We start from the raw sequence: 17956 nt of genomic DNA on the forward strand, positions 1-17956 counted from the left end.
CCTCAGTACATTTTTTTATTATCAAAGGTTACAGACAATACCTTAGAACTAGTCTGCTCTGTTCAACTTGTGTAAATAACTTTATTAAAATTTATCCTTAACTACAGTTAATAGATTCCTTACTAATATATAGTTATGTTAGATTTTAAAGTTTTGACACATTACAATCTATGTGTTGAGTAACTTATTATAAGTAACCAAAAGTAACAAAATTCCATATACATATATTAGTAATGTAATACTATACCTAACTAGGGGGGAAAAAAGAAATGAATAGTGAAATGTGTGATTCAAAAAAATACGTTATTCCATTAACTCCATCCTGTGATTTTGATAAAAATGGTCCTATAGAAATTATTATAAACAATTACTGCTGTGAATCATGTAAACACTTCAAAAAACGACATAAAAAACACCATAAAGGAACTCATAAAAGATATCATAAAAAACTACACGAAAAAAATAATAATGAACGTGATAAATCTAATACTCCCCAAATTTTATAATGTTAAATGATTTAAATTTCATATTGACTACGACTGTTTCATTCCATAATTTGTTTCAGAAATTAAGCAGCTTTCTATTTTTGTGAAAAAATAATTTCAAATTGAGCTGCTTGTTTTTTGAATATCATTTTCCGAATAAAATATGTTGTATGTAAAAAACTTAAACCTACTCTGCTTAACTCTAGAGTTGAATAAAAAGGAACTTTAATGCCAGTGCTATAAACGAAAAATGGTGTACTTACATAACATATATACATACTATTGTGCATAAATAAAACCTCCTTGTATTTGGTTCCTGGACAAAGCCATTAAAATACAAGGAGGTTTTATTTTAAGTTTTAAATCTTAAATTTCTTAATTGTACTATTTAAAATCTCAGCTAATTCTGCTTGGCTTTCCATACTTTTAGCAATTTGAGTCATTTTCTCTGCTGCGTCATTTATATCATTCCGAATTTCATTGGTGCTTTCCGAAGATTTTTGCACAACTTCAGACATGCCACCAACAGCCTTTGTAATCTCATTTACTGTAGCTGCTATTTCTTCAGTCATAGAAGCTACTTGTTCTACAGCATTAGCTGTAAGCTTAGAGTTTTCATAATATTGTTGTCCTGTACTCAAATAGTTATCCAATTGTATATTTACACTTCTATCAATAAATTGTAGCAAATTATGACTAGTTTTTGAAAGATTCTCAAAAACTTGCTGAACCTTTAATACCGTACTCTTAATTGTAGAAACTGTTTCAGAAGACTGTTCTGCTAGACTTCTCACTTCTTCAGCAACTACAGCAAATCCTTTTCCCTGCTCACCAGCCCTCTGTGCTTCAATAGCTGCATTTAATGCTAATAAGTTAGTTTGATCTGCAATACTTTCTATTACATTCGCCATTTCTTTTATTTGTAAAACTACTTTTCCATCATCTATAGCTTTTAATATCTTTTTCTCCTCATCCTTATAGACATTTTTACATTCCTTTATGGCACTTTGAGCATTTTGTTGAACAGAGAGAGCATTTTGTTGAGATTTACTTGCGGTTTTATTTTCATTTTCAGTCTTATTTGCAAGCTGTACTGTACTGGAATCTATCTCTTCTATGGATGCAGTAATTTCTTCCACAGAAGCGGTTGTTTCCTGAGATCCATCTGCTATACGATTTATGGAATTATTTATATTTTCAAATTTTGATGTCATTTCCTGAACCGTTGCAGAAAGCTGCTGACTTGAAGCATTAATATTTTTAAAATTTGCAACTATTACTTTAACTAGTGACTTTACATTTTCTTGAGCTTTATTTAAGGAATTAGCTGTATCTGCAAATTCATCATGTCTGTCTATTTTTATAGGAGTAGTAAAATCACATACAGATAACCTTTTAGCAAATACCTGTATTTTAAAAAGTGGTTTGCAAATGTATTTTGCAATGAATATTCCACAAATCACTGCAGCTACTAACATAATTATAAGAACTATAATACTTATGAGTTCGCTCTTATTTAAATCCTGTGCATAATCACTTTGTGGAAGAATGGTCACAACTATCCATCCTGTTGCTTTGGATTGGCTAAATCCAATTACTTGAGCTTTTTTCCCTAAGCCACACTTAAAGTTACCATTTTTATCATCTATAATTTTTTGTCCATTAGCAACTTCATTTTTTATATTGTGCATTATGCTGCTATTATTGGAATCTGCAATTATTGTCCCATCATCTAAAGCAAGTATTGCATATCCAGTTTTACCAACCTTGGTTGCAGTTAACTTCTTTTGCAGAGAAGATAAATCAACATCTGCAGCCACAGCACCCTGTTTTCCACTACTAAAAGTTACTTTCTTTGCTATAGTTATAATAATTTTACCTGTAACTGCATCTTTATAGGGCTTAGTTAAAAATACTTGTCCATCTGCAGCCATAGTATCTTTATACCACTGTCTACTAGTTGGATCATAACCTTCCGGCAGCTTAACACTTTCAGGATATATTAACATCTGTTTTGCTTCATCTGCTACATAGCACTGCATTATATCTTTATTACTCTCATTTATGCTCCTAAGAGCATTCATTACATCAGCTTTATTTTGACTTATTATATTATTATTAATTGACAAAGACTGTATATTCTGTTTTAAGGAATTGTTATGCAAGTCAATAAACGCAGCTTTCTCATTTGCTATTTGACTAGTTAATTGATATGCCTTGTTACTTACAAGTTTTGTTTCCATATAAAAAGATAAAAATGATATTACTAATAATGGCAGTATAACAAAAAGTATCAATATTCCCACCAATTTATGCTGTAATGAAATTTTTCTTACCATAAATGTCACTCTCCCTTATTCGTAGTCATAATTATTAACAATAATACATATATCTATACATCATTGTTAACATTATTGTTAATATTATTGTTAATAATAACATTATTCGTAAAAAAAATCTATAAATATTTTAAACTATGAAGGTTTTCATTGCATGGCGCTTCATTTATACTGAACAATCATATTTTTAATTACTTGATAATTATGTCATTTATTTTATATATTGTTTAAATTTTATGTTAATTTTTATCGCATTTTAAGTTACAATAAATTTATACTATAAAATTTATAGAAATGGAACATATTATGTTGAATATACATCTAGTTAAGGATAAAATAATAAGGTATGAATAAAATATTTTCATTAGACTAAATTTTAAATACTATATTGAAAGTGAGAAACTATATGTTAATAAGTTTATTTAAAGGAATACTTATAGGATTGATAACAGGTATGCCCTTAGGCCCCATTGGTGCAATGTGCCTTAAAAACACTATCACATTTGGACGTAAATGTGGTTTAATATCCGGCCTTGGTTCAGCACTTACGGACACTATTTATGCAACAATTGCATCATTAGGTTTTATGTTAATAGAAAAATTTATCATTATTCATAAATTGTATTTTCATATAATAGGAGGGCTTATATTAATTTGTTTTGGTGTCTATTCTTTTATTAAAAAGAGTCCGGGAAAAGATATAGATAAAACAGGAAAATTAAAATCTTATTCACCTAGCGGTTCTATGTTTAAAGCTTTTATCTCAACATTTTTTATTGCACTAGCAAACCCAGCAACAATTTTTTCTTTTATAGCTGTATTCACAGGGCTGCGCTTGGCACATATCGGACAAGAACCAGATCATAGATTACTTTTAATAATAGGAGTATTTATAGGAAGCATGTTGTGGTGGATTTTATTAGTATTTACCATGAGTAAATTTAATAATAAGCTTAGTGTAAAAAATGTAAAATTTATAGATAAAATTTTAAGCTCTATAATAATTTTTTCAGGAGTTGTAATAATTTTAGCAGGATTCAAATACTTTGGTCCAATGAAACCTCATTTTATATTACATTCCAAAATATTTAAAATATTTTTAAATATTAAATATAATATGTCAATACATAGATAAACAAAGTTCTAAGCATCAAATGGAGTTTTAACTTCATCTGATGCTTAGAACTTTGTTTATAATACTGCATCACATCTTTGACTGGTTATTCTCTTTCAAGTACCTTATTCTCAACTACATTAAATTCTTAATCTTAAATAAATAGTACTCTACTTACATTTCTCTATTGCAACATTTACTCGAAATGAAAGTCCATCTATAATCATTTCCACACATATCGTCTTATCTGCATTTGATGAAGCTTTAAAATTTCCATACATCAATGTAGGGGTTGATATATCTATTCTAATACCTTCATTTGAAAATGATGTGGATGCATTGGCAGTAAGCATATTTGTAAGCTCTTCAATCGCACTTTGTGCCATTTCATCTAATTCTTTAACTGGAGCTCCCATCATCATCTTAGAAGCTATAGCTTTTGCATTTTCTATAGTAGTTTCATATATGATGTTACCTTTCAAATCGCCTACAATTCCAATGATAATTAAAACTCCCATACTTTCTATAGTCTTTCCCCTAAGACTAATACTGCCTCTTTTTATATCATTTATTCCAAGTTCAGGCATGACATTTAAAAACGCATCAAAAAATGGATTTATATATTTGACATCCATTCTCCAGACCTCCTTTGAAATCCTACGTTTACATAGATCTCACCAAATTCAGTATTAGCTACAGAAGATGTAGTTGTATCTAATTCCGCTTTAGATATATTTATGGAATTCCCATAAAATATACTTGGAGGTGCTACACGCAGTCCTAACAATTTATCTTTTCTATTGAGTACAGAGGATGCATTTCCTGCTACCATGTTGCAAATTTCTCCCATAATGTTTAACATTTCCTCTGCATCTTTAGGCTTTCTCCTTAATGCAAATTCAGAAAGTTTCTCTGCAGTATCATAAGACATGTCTAGTAACATTCTTCCTGAATACTTACCTATAATGCCCATAACAACTGATATTCCCCTGGATACTAGCTCTACATCTGAGTTACTTTCTTCGCCAAACTTTGGTACTGTTTTCATTAATTTATTAAAAACATCCATAAATGATTCTTTATAAACCTTGTAATAAACTTCATCAAGATCCTTAAATAATTCGTCATCCGCCATTATTCTATTTATCAATAAAGTAAGTTCTTCAGGATCAACAGGTTTTTGAATATATCCACAAGCATGATTTTTTTTAGCTTTTTTCACTATCTCATCATCCATCATGGAACTTACTATTATAACATTTATGTTTGGATCTATGGAATGAATTGCTTTAGTACATTCAATACCATCTGTACCTGGTATAGTCATATCCATGGTTACAATATTTGGTCTTAATTTACCTACCACTTCAATGGTCTCCTGAAGGGAAGTAGCTTCACCAACAACATCAAATCCATTATCAGTAAGCATATCCCTGAGTAATGCAATTGAAAAAGGTGAATCATCCACAACTACTACTTTAATATCTTTCATAATTCCACCAACTTTCTTAATTTAAATATTATTCCTTTATTTTCTACACTTTAGATAATCGACTTACTTATAAATATATTAACATATTTTTTATAGTGTTTCCAAAAAACTTTTCATATATGTTCAATTTACTCATAGTAATTTATTGACATTTAATGTTATATGAAATTTCATAAAAATTCATATAAATAAATTTTAAATAATACTTTTTTTGCAAATTTATTGACATTCTCCAATAAAAAAGTAGAGTTTTTATTTCAAATTCCTTTAAAATATAGCGGCTTGTACGCTTAGTTTGAAAATTCATTAAATTCTGAATTTTAATTTTATAACATAAAAATCTTTTAATTTTAGCTATAATTTTAATTGACATTTTCTTTTTATGAGTATATAATAATAAAAACGAAAGGGGCTGGTAACTTTGAATAAACTAAAAGATAAGGAATCAATATTAATAACTTCTGATGTTATTGAAGAATGTCTATCTGAATCTCTAGATATTATTGAAAAAGAAACTGCATCACATAGTAAAAGTAAAAAACAAGTGAAATAACTTTGTATACCCTATTCTATTTTTATTTTAAAAATAGAATAGACTATACAAGGTTTATCCTTACTACATATAATTACGGAATGAATAATCTTTATATAATGAATTTTCAATTCAACTTTGACCTTTCTTTTCTCATTTTATTTCTCCTGCAAATAATTAACTCAACTTTTTCAGTTTAAAAACTTTGCTAAGCAAAGCTTTTGAGAACAACAAAGTTCAAATAGCAAAGAACAGATGATGATTTCCATCGTACCTCAGGAAATCTATAATTTTAATATTTTCTGACGTTAGAAAGAAAATTATCCTTATTTGATATTTGAACTTTGCACTTTGTTCTTTAATCAAAATTTCATATGTGCAAAAGTTGATTAATTAATATAAACTGTCATAATATTATCTAGGATACTATATAAATAAAGTAAATAAATTATATCTAAAGCGGGAAAGTTTATGTATTGTAATAAAAAAACTCATGTTATTAATTTTCTAGATTTACTCGCCTTAACTGATGATATTCCTATAAAAAACTATGTAGATTACATTAACCTTACTAAAATTAAAGATAGCTACATACAATCTTTAATAAATGAAATAAAATCAAAAAATAATCTTATTTCATATGCTGAGGAAATAAACTCAAATTTAACTGATAAAGTAAACGAACTACAAATCTCTATTTATAAATATGAAAATAAGATCCATACTCTTAAAATCAACCAAATCTCAGTAAGACAAGAACAATTTAAAATTATTTACGATTATGAAAAAAAAATAAGTAACTTAAGATGTGAAAAAGATACTTTGCATAAAGAGATGGATGAAAAAATCAACTCCTTGTTAAAAATAATAGAAGAAAAAGAAAGCATGCTATCTAGATTACATGAATTACTATATAACATAATACAACAACTATAGACATAAATAGCATAAAAAAGAGACTTCTGTATCCAGAAATCATCTTTTTTAATATCTTACAGTATAAAGTTATCTTACCACTTTATACTTATATAATTCTTTTACAAAGTGATCAACCATGTTATCGTAATTATAATTATCATAGCATCGTTTCTGTCCAAGTTTAGCTATTTTATCTCTTGATTCTGCATCCTTTAAATAGGTGTCTACTAATCTTAAAGTAGTTTCAGCATCATTGCTCCATACTAGATGCACTCCATTTGTAAAATTGTATTCCAACGCTTTTGTATATTGAGAAAGATAAAATCCCTGACAGCCAAGCACTTCAAAAGTACGCATACTCATCATAGTTTTTGAATTTGTTACAGAATGAATTCCCAGTACAATTTTAGCAGTGGCGCAGGCATCTGGTACCTCATTATAATAGCAGTATCCTCCATAAAATTTCTCATCTGGCAGTACATAAGGATATCCTTCCTCAAACCAGTTGCAACCAAATACCTTTATATTATAGTTTCTTTCTATTAGTGGATTTAAAATCTTATAAATTCCTTTAGTACGCTGATCATATTTATAATTATTACCTATAAATATGATGTCATAATCGTATTTAGGGTTATATTTTCCCTTATAATGGTACCTTTTATTGCAAGCAAAGGGAACAAAAGACACATTTATTCCTAGCTTTTTATAGAAAGGTATACATTCCACTGCAGGTGTAAGCAATAATGCTGCATTTTTCCCATTCTCTATTGAATAAGTGAAAAATTCAATAGGATCATCTATAGCCCAATATATATAAGGAACATTAAGTTTGTTTAGGGAAAAAATTACTTTATTAAAGTTTTTTTTGATGGTTGTCCCAGGATTTAAAAATAAATCTGGTTTATATTCCTTAATTTCCTCTATAAATGGCAGCATAGAACCTTCATTAATACTCTTATACAGTTCAGTATGCCTAACATCTACACCATAATTTTGTAGAGCTTCTGTAAATCCATATTTTAAAAAAGGTCCATCTTCCGAAACTAATATTTTCATCATATATTCTCCTTGTATATTTTAACAGGACAAGTAATATTCTAAATATTATTGGTACTCTTTTACACTGTTACAATACTGATAAAATTAGAGGTAATTAAACATCTTTTAACGTACTCTGCAAATAAATCTTGCTGGCTTATTCTCCACGTATGATCATTTAAATTTTTATTTCTCATATAAACATAATTATACTTATCAGAAGAAAACATTTTTATACCAGCCTTAAGACAATCATCTAAAAAGAAATTATCTTCTCCAACAGTTACGTTTTTAAATTTTACTTTTTCAAATATCTCCTTTTTAAATAGTATAGTACCTCCTGCCACAGTACGTGTAAACTGCTTTTCAAAGTTTGGTAAAAAAATACCTAGTTCATTATTTTCTTTAAAATATATGAAACGGGAACATTTTCCCGTAATTTGAGCATCTGTATACTTAAACACATTCATAAGATCTGTAAGATAATTAGGTGCATAATAATCGTCATCATCCATTTTGGATATATAATCATACTTTGATTGTTCTATCCCAAAATTTAAACATTTTCCTAATGTGCAGTTCTCATCTACTTGAAATATTCTTATCTCTTTTAAAGATTTAACTTTTGCTTCATAATCTTTTATATCCAAATTGTTGTTATTTAAAATTATTATTAATTCCTTGTTCTTATAATTTAGTCTCACATAATTAAGAAATATATTATCTATATTTTGAAGTTTATTTGTAGGCGTGATAATAGAAACTCCCGGCTGGAAAGTTTTACTGTACTTTTCTCTAATAGACTTAACTAATATTTTTTCCCTTGCTATTTTTTGTAACATACTTACCTCCTATAGAGAATTCAAATTTGTATAAAAATAATATATTTATGCACATAATTATGTTTATACGAGTTATCTAATCCTATGCTGTAATGAAGGGAATATAATATTTAGTACTAATAACTTTTTCGCAGTAAGATTCCATGATCTCCTCATCGCCTATTTTCCAAGTATGTTCATCTAAGTTCTTATTTCTAACATAGACATAATTATATTTGTCAGCAGAAAATATCTTTACACCAATGTTATTGCAATCTTCGAAAAAAGAAATATCTGTTCCAGCGCCATATAAGCATCTAAATTTAATTTTATTAAATATTTCTTTTTTAAATGTTATAGTTCCCCCTGCTACACCAGGCACATACTTATTTTCAAAGTATGGTGAAAAAATGGCTAACAAGCTGCTTTCTTTAAAATATATAAAACGAGAAAATTTTCCTGTAACCTGAGCATCTGTATATTTAAATACGTTCATAAGATCTGTAAGGTAATTAGCTCCATAATAATCGTCATCATCCATTTTAGATATATAATCATATTTTGATTGTTCTATCCCAAAATTTAAACATTCCCCCAGAGTACAACTTTCATCCAATTGGAATACCCGTACATTATTTAAACGCCAAAATTTAGTTTTATAACTCTCTATTTTCAACTTATTGTCATTTAATATTATTATTAACTCCATACATAGGTACTTAAGCCTTTTATAATTAGAAAATATATTCTTCTCACATTGAAGTTTATTAGTAACTACAATAATAGAGACTCCTTCTTTAGAGTCTTTACTGTAATTTTCTCTAATGTTTTTAACCCAACCTCTATTTTCAAATATTTTCTCCACTCTGTACTTTGCTCCTTTTATAAAATCAAATTTCTAATATAATATATTCAAAAACATATCTATAGTGCAAAATTTTTGCTAACTAATTTAATTTTGATGCATAGTTTAATAGTGGAAACTTTAAAGTAGTGATTGCTTTATCAAGTGATTCTTAGGTTCAGGTGGAGTTTGCTTATAAGGAATACCTTTTCTCCATCTGAACCTTAGAAGAACTTATCCAGGGGCGTAGCAGTGCTTATCCCCCCCACTTTGAAGAAAAGCAGATATCCCAAATCTTTGATTTGGTGATAGTCGCTTTCACAGAGTGCGATGGGGGTGTTAGCAATGATAGCAATCGGATAAAAGGAGTGTAGACATTTAGTGAAAGAAAAAATTTCATATAACGATAAAATAGATGTTTCTATAATTATTCCTTGTAAAAATGAGGTAAATAATTTAAAATGGACGCTGGACTCCATTATGCAATCCAAAAATTTTCTTAATTTTGAAGTTATAGTAGTAGATGATGCTTCTAGTGACTCAAGCACTCAATTTTTAACTTCAGATTTAAACAAATTCATCTATAAAGATATTGTTTTAATTAAAACAGATAATGTGGGAACAGCCCGCGCAAGAAATGCTGGTGCAAAAGCAGCTAAGGGGATATATTTGTTTTTCTGTGATGCCCATGTAAAAGTTCCTGACCACTTACTAGACGATCTAGTAAGTACCCTAAAGGTTTATGATTCTGATCTAGCAGCACCTTGTATTTTAGATATGTATAACAGTTTAGCAGCAGGTTATGGCATGACATGGAGCAGTAATCTTAAACCTATATGGTTAGAATCAAATCCAAATTTTATAACTGAAATTCCTTTTGCCTGCGGCTGTGCTTTTGTTATAACTAAAAAAGCATTTACTAAAATACATGGCTTTGATAAAACTTTTGAAATTTACGGCAGTGAAGATTTTGAAATATGTTTAAAAGCATGGCTTTACGGTTACAAACTTACAATTAATCCAAATGTTAAAGTTAGGCACCTTTTTAAGCAGAAACATTCCTATAAAATAACCTACTCAAATTTAATTTATAATCTACTGTGTCTTTCCTATTTTCACTTTAAAAAAGAAAGGATTATTAAAACAATTGACCTCCTAAAAGATAAATACTATTTTCACAGTGCTTCCAAAAATATAAAACTAAATATAGATTTAATCTATGAACATAGGAAATTGTATTTTAAAGAGCGTAAATATGAAGATGATTCCTTTTTTGAAAAATTTAATATTAAATTTTAAGCCTAAAGGACAAGACCTATAACTTGATTGTTTATAGGTCTTGTCCTTTATCCGATGGCTACCAGCCGTAATCCCCCCATCGCACTCTGTGAAAGCGACTATCACCAAATCGAAGATTTCGGATATCTGCTTTTCTTATAAAGTGGGTGATAACGGCTGCTACGCCCCTGGATAACGATTTCCCCTAAAGGATAACGCCTTCTAAGTGCTAAAGCACTAAGAATCCTGTTAATAAGTTTCAGATGGAGAAAAAACTCCACCTGAAACCAAGAACTCTGTTTATATTGTTACAAATTTAGTGAAATCTTTAGTAAATAAAAAATACTCACTGCAGTACTTCCTAATTTCATTTGCACTTATTTTCCAAGTGTGTTCATTCAAATTTTCATGTTTAATATAAACATAATTAAACTTATCTGAAGAAAACATCCTTATTCCACAGGAATTACATTCTCTTAAAAAAGTAGTATCTTCTGAATTATTGAAATTTTTAAATTTCACCTTTTTTAGTATTTCTTTTTTTAAAGTTATAGTACCTCCTGCTATATCTTCATATACATACTTGTTTTCATGTCCAGGAGAAAGAACTCCAAGCTTATTGCTATCTTTAAAATATATAAAACGAGAAGCTTTACCAATAACTTGTGCATCCGTATATTTAAATGCATTCATCAAATCTATAAGATAATTACTTCCATAATAATCATCATCATCCATTTTAGATATATAATCATATTTCGATTTTTCTGCAGCAAAATTTAAACATTCACCTAAAGTAATATTTTCATCTAATTGAAATATTTCTACATTGCTTAAATTTCCGACCCTTATCTCATAACTTTTTATATCCAAATTATTATTATTTAAAACAATTATGAGTTGTTTACATGGATAATTAAATGCTTTATAATTCATAAATATATTATCCATATACTTATATTTATTAGTAGCAGTTATAATAGATACTCCTGGATTTGAAGTTTTAATACACTTCTCTCTAATCTTTTTTATCAAATTCTTTTCTGCTGCTATCTTTTCTAACATATATGCCTCCTAAAAAATCTGGACATTATACAAATTTACTCATTTTAATATATTCTATTTCAATAATTAGTGTGATAAATTCTTATTTTCAGTTTTCACTCGTAACATAGAGAGACCTCATTTCATATATTAAAAAGCAAAATATAAAATTATAAAGCTAATAGGAGGCTACTATGAAAATAATGGTTACAGGTGGAACTGGATTTATTGGATCCCACATAGTAGATTTATTAATAAAAAACAATTATGATGTATGTGTAATTGACAATCTAAGTCACAGCGAAATAGAGAATATTAACCCTAAAGCTAAATTTTATAAATGTGATATATTAGATCCTACTGTTTATAAAATTTTTGAGGTAGAAAAGCCTGACATTGTTGTCCACGAGGCTGCACAAATAAGCAATGATTACTCCATTTCTAACCCTATAAAAGATGCTAGCATCAATATTATAGGCACACTAAATTTATTAGAGTCGGCCAAAAATGTAAAAGCCAAAAAATTCATATATGCTTCTTCTGCAGCAGTATTTGGGGAACCTAGTTATCTTCCCATTGATGAAAATCATTCTTTAAATATGATTTCTAATTATGGAGTAAGTAAGCACACACCAGAACACTATTTAAATGTATATAGGAAACTATATAATATACCCTATTGTGTTTTAAGATATTCAAATGTATACGGTCCAAGGCAACTTTCTTCAAGTGGAGGAGGTGTGGTTTCAATATTTTGTAATAAAATTATTAAAAATCAACCACCTTATATATACGGAGATGGCAAGCAAATAAGAGATTTTGTATATGTAAAAGATGTTGCTAGAGCTAATTTACTTGCTATAAAAAATACCTGTGAAGGAATATTTAATGTTTGCAGTGGTCAAAAAATATCAATTAATGAATTATTTAAAATTATAGCCTCCATTTTAAATAAAAAATTACAGCCCATTTATACTGAAAATAAACTGGGAGATTTAGTAATAAGCTACATGACTTATCAAAAAATATTCAAAAAAATGGGATGGAAACCAATCTATGATATTTTTGAAGGCATAAAAGAAACACTAGAATTTTATCAATGAATCTTGCTTAGTGGGAAAAGCAGATATTCCAAATCTTCGATTTGGTGATAGTCGCTTTCTCTTTAGAGCTTTGTTTCTCCAACTAAGTTTAGATGAATTATCTAGGGGCGTAGCTACTGTTATGCACAGCATAAGAACTCTAAATCGCTGAAGCTCAAGAGTTCTAATATCTCCCACTTTGATAGAAGTGGGAGTGTTACAGTAGGTAGCCATCAGACAAAAAAGAATAAGTAAAATAGAAAATGCTGCAGGGTATGTTTCCCAAGCAGTATTTTCTTATTTATAATTCTTATCTTTATCCTTTTTATTAAAATAATTTATTATAGTATTCTTATCCCCATAAAATTTATCAAGTGTATTTAAATTTTTTTCATGGTTAAACTTATAAGGACTTGGAGTATGATACATATGCCACATATTAGTTGTTATTCTGCCATAATGTCCACATAGAGTATCCATTGCTCTTTGAAAAGCATCGTCTTCTTCCCCCCAACCTTTAAAAATTTCATCAAATCCTCCAACTTTTTCGAAATACTCACGTGGAACTACATTCATTCCCCCATATATCCAATCACAATTAAGTCTGGAGCATCCTATAAAATCAATATATTTAATAGCAATATCTGGTTCCATTTTTTGCAACTTATTGGATTGTTCTTTTGTTAAATAGTCTATTGAATTAAATGGTATTATCCAGGTACAACAAGTTAATCCCAATATAGCTTTTGCTATTTGATCTATATCAAAAATAATATCCGCATCTGCAATTATAAATATATCTCTCGTTGCAATTCCAGCTGCATTGTTTATTGCTGCAGCTCTCGAAAAAGGCTCCTTATCATAAATTCCCATACATATTTCAGCCTGGGGCATTAAAGCTTTATATCTTTTTTTTATCCATTTCCAATTTCTATCCCTGTATCCCCCATCTGATTTATATGGAATTAAGACAGAGATTCTTTTATCAAACATATTAAAATATCCTTTCTGAATTTTAATTATACTGTAATAAAAGAAGTAAAATTTTTAGTCTCCATAAGTTTTTTGCAATAAAATTTCATAAGTTCTTCTGAATTTATTTTCCAGGTATGCTCTTTCAAATTTTTATGCTTAATATAAACATAATTGAATTTATCAGCAGAAAACATCTTCTTGCCTGCTTTATCACAATCTTGTAAAAAATAATTATCTGTCCCATCTTTATTCAAATATCTAAATTTAATATCTTTAAATATTTCTTTTTTAAAAGTTATAGTACCTCCTGCTATATCTCCTGAAACATATTTATTTTCAAAATTCGGTGAAAGGATTCCCAGCATATTATTATACTCAAAATATATAAAACAAGACTGTTTCCCAGTAATAACTGCGTCTGTATATTTAAAAGCATTCATTAAGTCTGTAATATAATTTGTGCCATAATAATCATCATCATCCATTTTAGAGATGTAATCATATTTTGATTTTTCTACAGCAAAATTTAAACATTCTCCAAGAGTACAGCTTTCATCTAATTGAAATATTCTTACATTGTCCAAATTTTCAGCTTTAATTTTATAATCCTCTATTTTTAAGTTATTGTTATTCAAAACTATTATGAGCTCCATATACGGATATTTAATTCTTTTATAATTAGAAAATATATTACTAGCATATTTAGGCTTGTTAGTAGCTAAAATAATTGAAACTCCCTTTTTAGAAGTTTTACTACATTTTTCTCTAATCTTTTCAAGTAGAACCCTTTGCTTAATTATCTGCTCCACTACACTTTTCCTTTCTCTATAGAATTAAATTTCTATTATACTATATTCAATTGCAAGGATATAGTGCGGAACTTTTACTAACTAATTCAATTCTTATGCATATTTTAATATAAGAAAACTTTAAATCAAAAGTTGTTCTACTGGAGGAATTAGTTATGAAAATATCCGTTATAGGCACCGGTTATGTTGGATTAGTAACTGGAACCTGTTTTGCCAATAAAGGTAACTTTGTTGTTTGTGTTGATATTGATAAGGAAAAAATAGAAGCTTTAAAAGAAGGCAATATATCAATTTATGAGCCCGGTTTAGAGAAAATCATTCTAGATAACATGCATAATGATAATTTAAAATTCACAACGGATATTAAATTTGCTGTAAAAAATTCAGATATTATATTTATAGCTGTGGGAACTCCATCTGCCAATGATAACAGTACTGATTTAAGTAATGTATTTTCAGCTGCAAAAAATATAGGTAAATATATTGAAGATTATAAAATTATCGTAAATAAATCTACAGTTCCTGTAGGAACATTCTCAAAAATTGAAAAAATAATAAAAAATGAAATAGCACTTAGAAATATTAAAGCAGACTTTGACGTAATATCTAATCCTGAATTTTTAAGAGAAGGCAGCGGAATAAATGATTTCATAAACCCAGATAGAGTAATAATAGGATCTTCCAATGACAGTGCAAAACGTATAATGAAAGACTTATACTCAAATATAGTTTCAAAAAATAAAATTATATGTATGTCTAACGCTGCTGCTGAAATGACAAAATACGCTTCCAATGCCATGCTTGCAGCAAGAATATCCTTTATGAATGATATATCCAATTTATGTGATATTTTAGGAGTAAATATAGAAGATGTTAAGCTTGGTATGGGACGGGACAAAAGAATAGGCCCTCTATTTTTAAACTGCGGCATAGGCTATGGCGGTTCCTGTTTTCCCAAAGATATAAAATCACTTATAGAAATAGGTAATAGAAATAACTATACTATGCTTTTATTAAAAGCTGTAGAAGAAATAAATAAAAATCAGACAGAAACCTTTATAAAAAAGATAATAAAATATTTTGACGCCTTCAATGAAAATTTAACTAACAAAACTTTTGCAGTATGGGGATTAGCTTTTAAAAGTGATACTGATGATATCAGGGAATCTCCAGCAATAATTATAATAAAGGAACTTTTAAAAAGGCATGTCAATATTTTCTGCTACGATCCAAAAGCTATGAAAAAAGCCTTTGATATATTTGGGAACAAAATATATTATGGTAAAGATAAATATTCTATATTAAAAAATGCAGATGCACTTTTAATATTAACTGAATGGACTGAATTTAAAGAAGCAAATTTTAATATTATAAATTCAAGTTTAAAAAATAAAATCATATTTGACGGTAAAAATATATACAGCCTAAAATATATGTTAAACAAACCCTTTGATTATATTTCAATGGGTAGACAGCCTATTTATAATTGTAGGTAAACAGAATTCTTGGCATCAGATGGAGTTTTGACTCCACCTGATGCTTAGAAATCGTTATCCAGGGGCGTAGCTACTCTTTACTTCCACTTGGAGAAGTGGAAGTATTAGAGCAGGTAGTCATCGGATAAACAGAGTTTTAAGGGGCTTATCTAATTAAAGGTACTAGTCCCTTAAAACTTTAAAATGTAATCAATTTACTGTACCAATTCGCTAATTTTTTTAAATTGAAATCCCCTGCTTTTAAGTGTACTTATAATAAAATTTGAAGCAGATGCAGTGTTTTTCCCATGTCCATGCATTAATACAATGTCACCGCCTTTTAGCTTTTTAAATACACGTTCCACTATAGTTTTAGTTGGTGGACTCTTCCAGTCAGAAGGATCTATACTCCAGTAAATATTATACATATAACCACAAGCATTAGATGCTTTTAATATATATTGACTCCACTCGCCATAAGGAGCTCTAAAAAATGGCTTAGGATTTACTCCTGTAATTCTTTTTATTACTTTCTCCGCTTTTTCAATACTTTCCTTACTTTCATCATAATACATTTGATTTGAATGGGAATGTTCATAGGAATGATTCCCAATTTGATGTCCTTCATTGACAATTTTCACTGCTAGTGCTGAAAACCTTTCCACCCATATACCTGTCAAAAAAAAAGTGGCCTTTACTTCATTCTTTCTCAAAACATCTAAAATTTCTGGAACAGCCATATAATCATAGTCATCACAGTCATAAGTAAGTGCAATTTGTCTAGATTCGCGCTTGCCATGAATTATAAAATTAACATTACCTATTGAACTTTTTTTATCCATTTTACCACCCCAGTTTATACTATGCTCTTTGTATGCTTCGTGTATCACTCCTACTTTTAATTGAATATAGTATAAAAGGTGATTTATTTATGTTTGATGAAAAAATATCTATTATAGTACCTTTCAAACCTGACAATGGCTACAGGGATAAAAATTGGTCTTGGATTAAAAAAAGATATGAAATTTTAATGCCTAAGGCTGAAATATGTATGGGGTTCTCAAATGATGTGTGTTTTTCAAAAGCAAAAGCAATAAACAGTGCTGCCAAACTTGCAACAAGAGATATATTTGTAATTGCGGATGCCGATATCATAATTGATATAAATGACTTAAAAAAATCCATTGAAGAATTACGTAATTTTGCATGGATTATACCCTACAGAACTATAAATTATTTAACTGATGAACAAACAACACAGCTTCAAAAGAAAGATTTCAACACCACTATGAATAACATTAATTTTACAGGTTGCTTGAGCTATACCGCAGGATATATAGGTGGAATTAATATAATACCACGTAAATACTTTGAGTATGTAGGTGGATTTAATGAAAGTTTTAAAGGATGGGGATGTGAAGATGATGCCTTTCAAAGTTCAGTAGATACCTTATGCGGTCCCCACAATAGACTTGAAAATACAATATGGCATATGTATCATCCTAAAGGATCTAAGGAAAATTACAAGAAAAATTATGCTTTATTTTATAAATCCTATGGAAATAGTAAAGTAATCGTAAATATAGGGTTTCTAACTAAAATATTAACTTATACAGAATAATTAAAATTCTTCTCCAAATACTAAATGTACGGAGAAAGGAGTTTTAATTATGGGAAGAAAATCATTTGAAATAGAATCACTGTATG

The 17956-nt window shown here is 28.7% G+C and carries 18 protein-coding genes; 8 read left to right on the forward strand and 10 right to left on the reverse strand.

The genetic code is table 11. The annotated features are described in order from the left end of the window. The first annotated feature begins 269 nt into the window (after nt 1-269). A complete protein-coding gene (locus CLRAG_RS19935) occupies nt 270-506 on the forward strand; it encodes a hypothetical protein (protein ID WP_065080011.1) in 237 nt (78 codons plus the stop codon). Nucleotides 507-844: 338 nt separating this feature from the next. Here the strand turns inward: CLRAG_RS19935 and CLRAG_RS19945 are convergent, their stop codons facing one another. Continuing rightward, complete coding sequence (locus CLRAG_RS19945; RefSeq protein WP_065080013.1) at nt 845-2824, reverse strand: methyl-accepting chemotaxis protein; 1980 nt, start codon at nt 2822-2824, stop codon at nt 845-847. Between the two features lie 406 nt (nt 2825-3230). On the opposite strand from CLRAG_RS19945, the gene CLRAG_RS19950 reads away from it, so the two are divergent. Continuing rightward, the gene (locus CLRAG_RS19950; protein ID WP_065080014.1) at nt 3231-3959 is read left to right on the forward strand and encodes a LysE family translocator; all 729 of its coding nucleotides are present in this window, start codon (nt 3231-3233) and stop codon (nt 3957-3959) included. Between the two features lie 149 nt (nt 3960-4108). On the opposite strand, the gene CLRAG_RS19955 is transcribed toward CLRAG_RS19950, so the two are convergent. Continuing rightward, on the reverse strand, nt 4109-4573 hold the full coding sequence (locus tag CLRAG_RS19955; RefSeq protein WP_065080015.1) for a chemotaxis protein CheX: 465 nt from the start codon (nt 4571-4573) through the stop codon (nt 4109-4111). Continuing rightward, on the reverse strand, nt 4555-5430 hold the full coding sequence (locus CLRAG_RS19960; protein WP_065080016.1) for a response regulator: 876 nt from the start codon (nt 5428-5430) through the stop codon (nt 4555-4557). The genes CLRAG_RS19955 and CLRAG_RS19960 overlap by 19 nt, the downstream gene beginning before the upstream one ends. Nucleotides 5431-5851: 421 nt before the next feature. Between CLRAG_RS19960 and CLRAG_RS21275 the strand changes: the two genes are divergently transcribed. Continuing rightward, nucleotides 5852-5983: a hypothetical protein gene (locus CLRAG_RS21275; protein ID WP_275507595.1), complete on the forward strand. Its 132-nt coding sequence runs from the start codon at nt 5852-5854 to the stop codon at nt 5981-5983. A gap of 450 nt (nt 5984-6433) precedes the next feature. Then, on the forward strand, nt 6434-6898 hold the full coding sequence (locus CLRAG_RS19965) for a hypothetical protein (RefSeq protein ID WP_065080017.1): 465 nt from the start codon (nt 6434-6436) through the stop codon (nt 6896-6898). 69 nt (nt 6899-6967) lie between these two features. Here the strand turns inward: CLRAG_RS19965 and CLRAG_RS19970 are convergent, their stop codons facing one another. The 3 genes from CLRAG_RS19970 to CLRAG_RS19980 form a co-directional block, all read right to left on the reverse strand. Beyond that, a complete protein-coding gene (locus CLRAG_RS19970) occupies nt 6968-7939 on the reverse strand; it encodes a CgeB family protein (RefSeq protein WP_065080018.1) in 972 nt (323 codons plus the stop codon). A gap of 62 nt (nt 7940-8001) precedes the next feature. Then, nucleotides 8002-8763, reverse strand: coding sequence for a glycosyltransferase family 2 protein (locus tag CLRAG_RS19975; RefSeq protein WP_065080019.1), 762 nt, complete (start codon nt 8761-8763; stop codon nt 8002-8004). A gap of 82 nt (nt 8764-8845) precedes the next feature. Further along, nucleotides 8846-9607: a glycosyltransferase family 2 protein gene (locus CLRAG_RS19980; RefSeq protein ID WP_065080020.1), complete on the reverse strand. Its 762-nt coding sequence runs from the start codon at nt 9605-9607 to the stop codon at nt 8846-8848. Nucleotides 9608-9967: 360 nt separating this feature from the next. Between CLRAG_RS19980 and CLRAG_RS19985 the strand changes: the two genes are divergently transcribed. After that, complete coding sequence (locus CLRAG_RS19985) at nt 9968-10885, forward strand: glycosyltransferase family 2 protein (RefSeq protein WP_083985818.1); 918 nt, start codon at nt 9968-9970, stop codon at nt 10883-10885. 279 nt (nt 10886-11164) lie between these two features. On the opposite strand, the gene CLRAG_RS19990 is transcribed toward CLRAG_RS19985, so the two are convergent. After that, nucleotides 11165-11929 carry a glycosyltransferase family 2 protein gene (locus CLRAG_RS19990; RefSeq protein ID WP_065080021.1) on the reverse strand — a complete coding sequence of 255 codons (765 nt, stop codon included), beginning with the start codon at nt 11927-11929 and terminating at the stop codon, nt 11165-11167. 173 nt (nt 11930-12102) lie between these two features. On the opposite strand from CLRAG_RS19990, the gene CLRAG_RS19995 reads away from it, so the two are divergent. Beyond that, entirely contained in the window at nt 12103-13011 is a 909-nt protein-coding gene (locus CLRAG_RS19995; RefSeq protein ID WP_065080022.1) for an NAD-dependent epimerase/dehydratase family protein, read from the forward strand. A 276-nt stretch (nt 13012-13287) separates the two neighbouring features. Here the strand turns inward: CLRAG_RS19995 and CLRAG_RS20000 are convergent, their stop codons facing one another. Next, nucleotides 13288-13983 (reverse strand): galactosyltransferase-related protein, encoded by a 696-nt coding sequence (locus tag CLRAG_RS20000; protein ID WP_065080023.1) that lies wholly within the window; start codon nt 13981-13983, stop codon nt 13288-13290. A 26-nt stretch (nt 13984-14009) separates the two neighbouring features. Further along, the gene (locus CLRAG_RS20005; protein WP_154105038.1) at nt 14010-14774 is read right to left on the reverse strand and encodes a glycosyltransferase family 2 protein; all 765 of its coding nucleotides are present in this window, start codon (nt 14772-14774) and stop codon (nt 14010-14012) included. A 155-nt stretch (nt 14775-14929) separates the two neighbouring features. On the opposite strand from CLRAG_RS20005, the gene CLRAG_RS20010 reads away from it, so the two are divergent. After that, the gene (locus CLRAG_RS20010; RefSeq protein ID WP_065080024.1) at nt 14930-16270 is read left to right on the forward strand and encodes a UDP-glucose dehydrogenase family protein; all 1341 of its coding nucleotides are present in this window, start codon (nt 14930-14932) and stop codon (nt 16268-16270) included. A gap of 194 nt (nt 16271-16464) precedes the next feature. Here CLRAG_RS20010 and CLRAG_RS20015 read toward each other — a convergent pair whose 3' ends face one another. Next, nucleotides 16465-17091 (reverse strand): polysaccharide deacetylase family protein, encoded by a 627-nt coding sequence (locus CLRAG_RS20015; RefSeq protein ID WP_065080025.1) that lies wholly within the window; start codon nt 17089-17091, stop codon nt 16465-16467. 89 nt (nt 17092-17180) lie between these two features. Here CLRAG_RS20015 and CLRAG_RS20020 point away from each other — a divergent pair, with 89 nt between their 5' ends. Next, entirely contained in the window at nt 17181-17870 is a 690-nt protein-coding gene (locus CLRAG_RS20020; protein WP_065080026.1) for a galactosyltransferase-related protein, read from the forward strand. The last annotated feature ends 86 nt before the right edge of the window (nt 17871-17956 follow it).

Origin of the sequence: Clostridium ragsdalei P11, assembly GCF_001675165.1 — a bacterium.
Lineage (GTDB): Bacteria > Bacillota > Clostridia > Clostridiales > Clostridiaceae > Clostridium_B > Clostridium_B ragsdalei.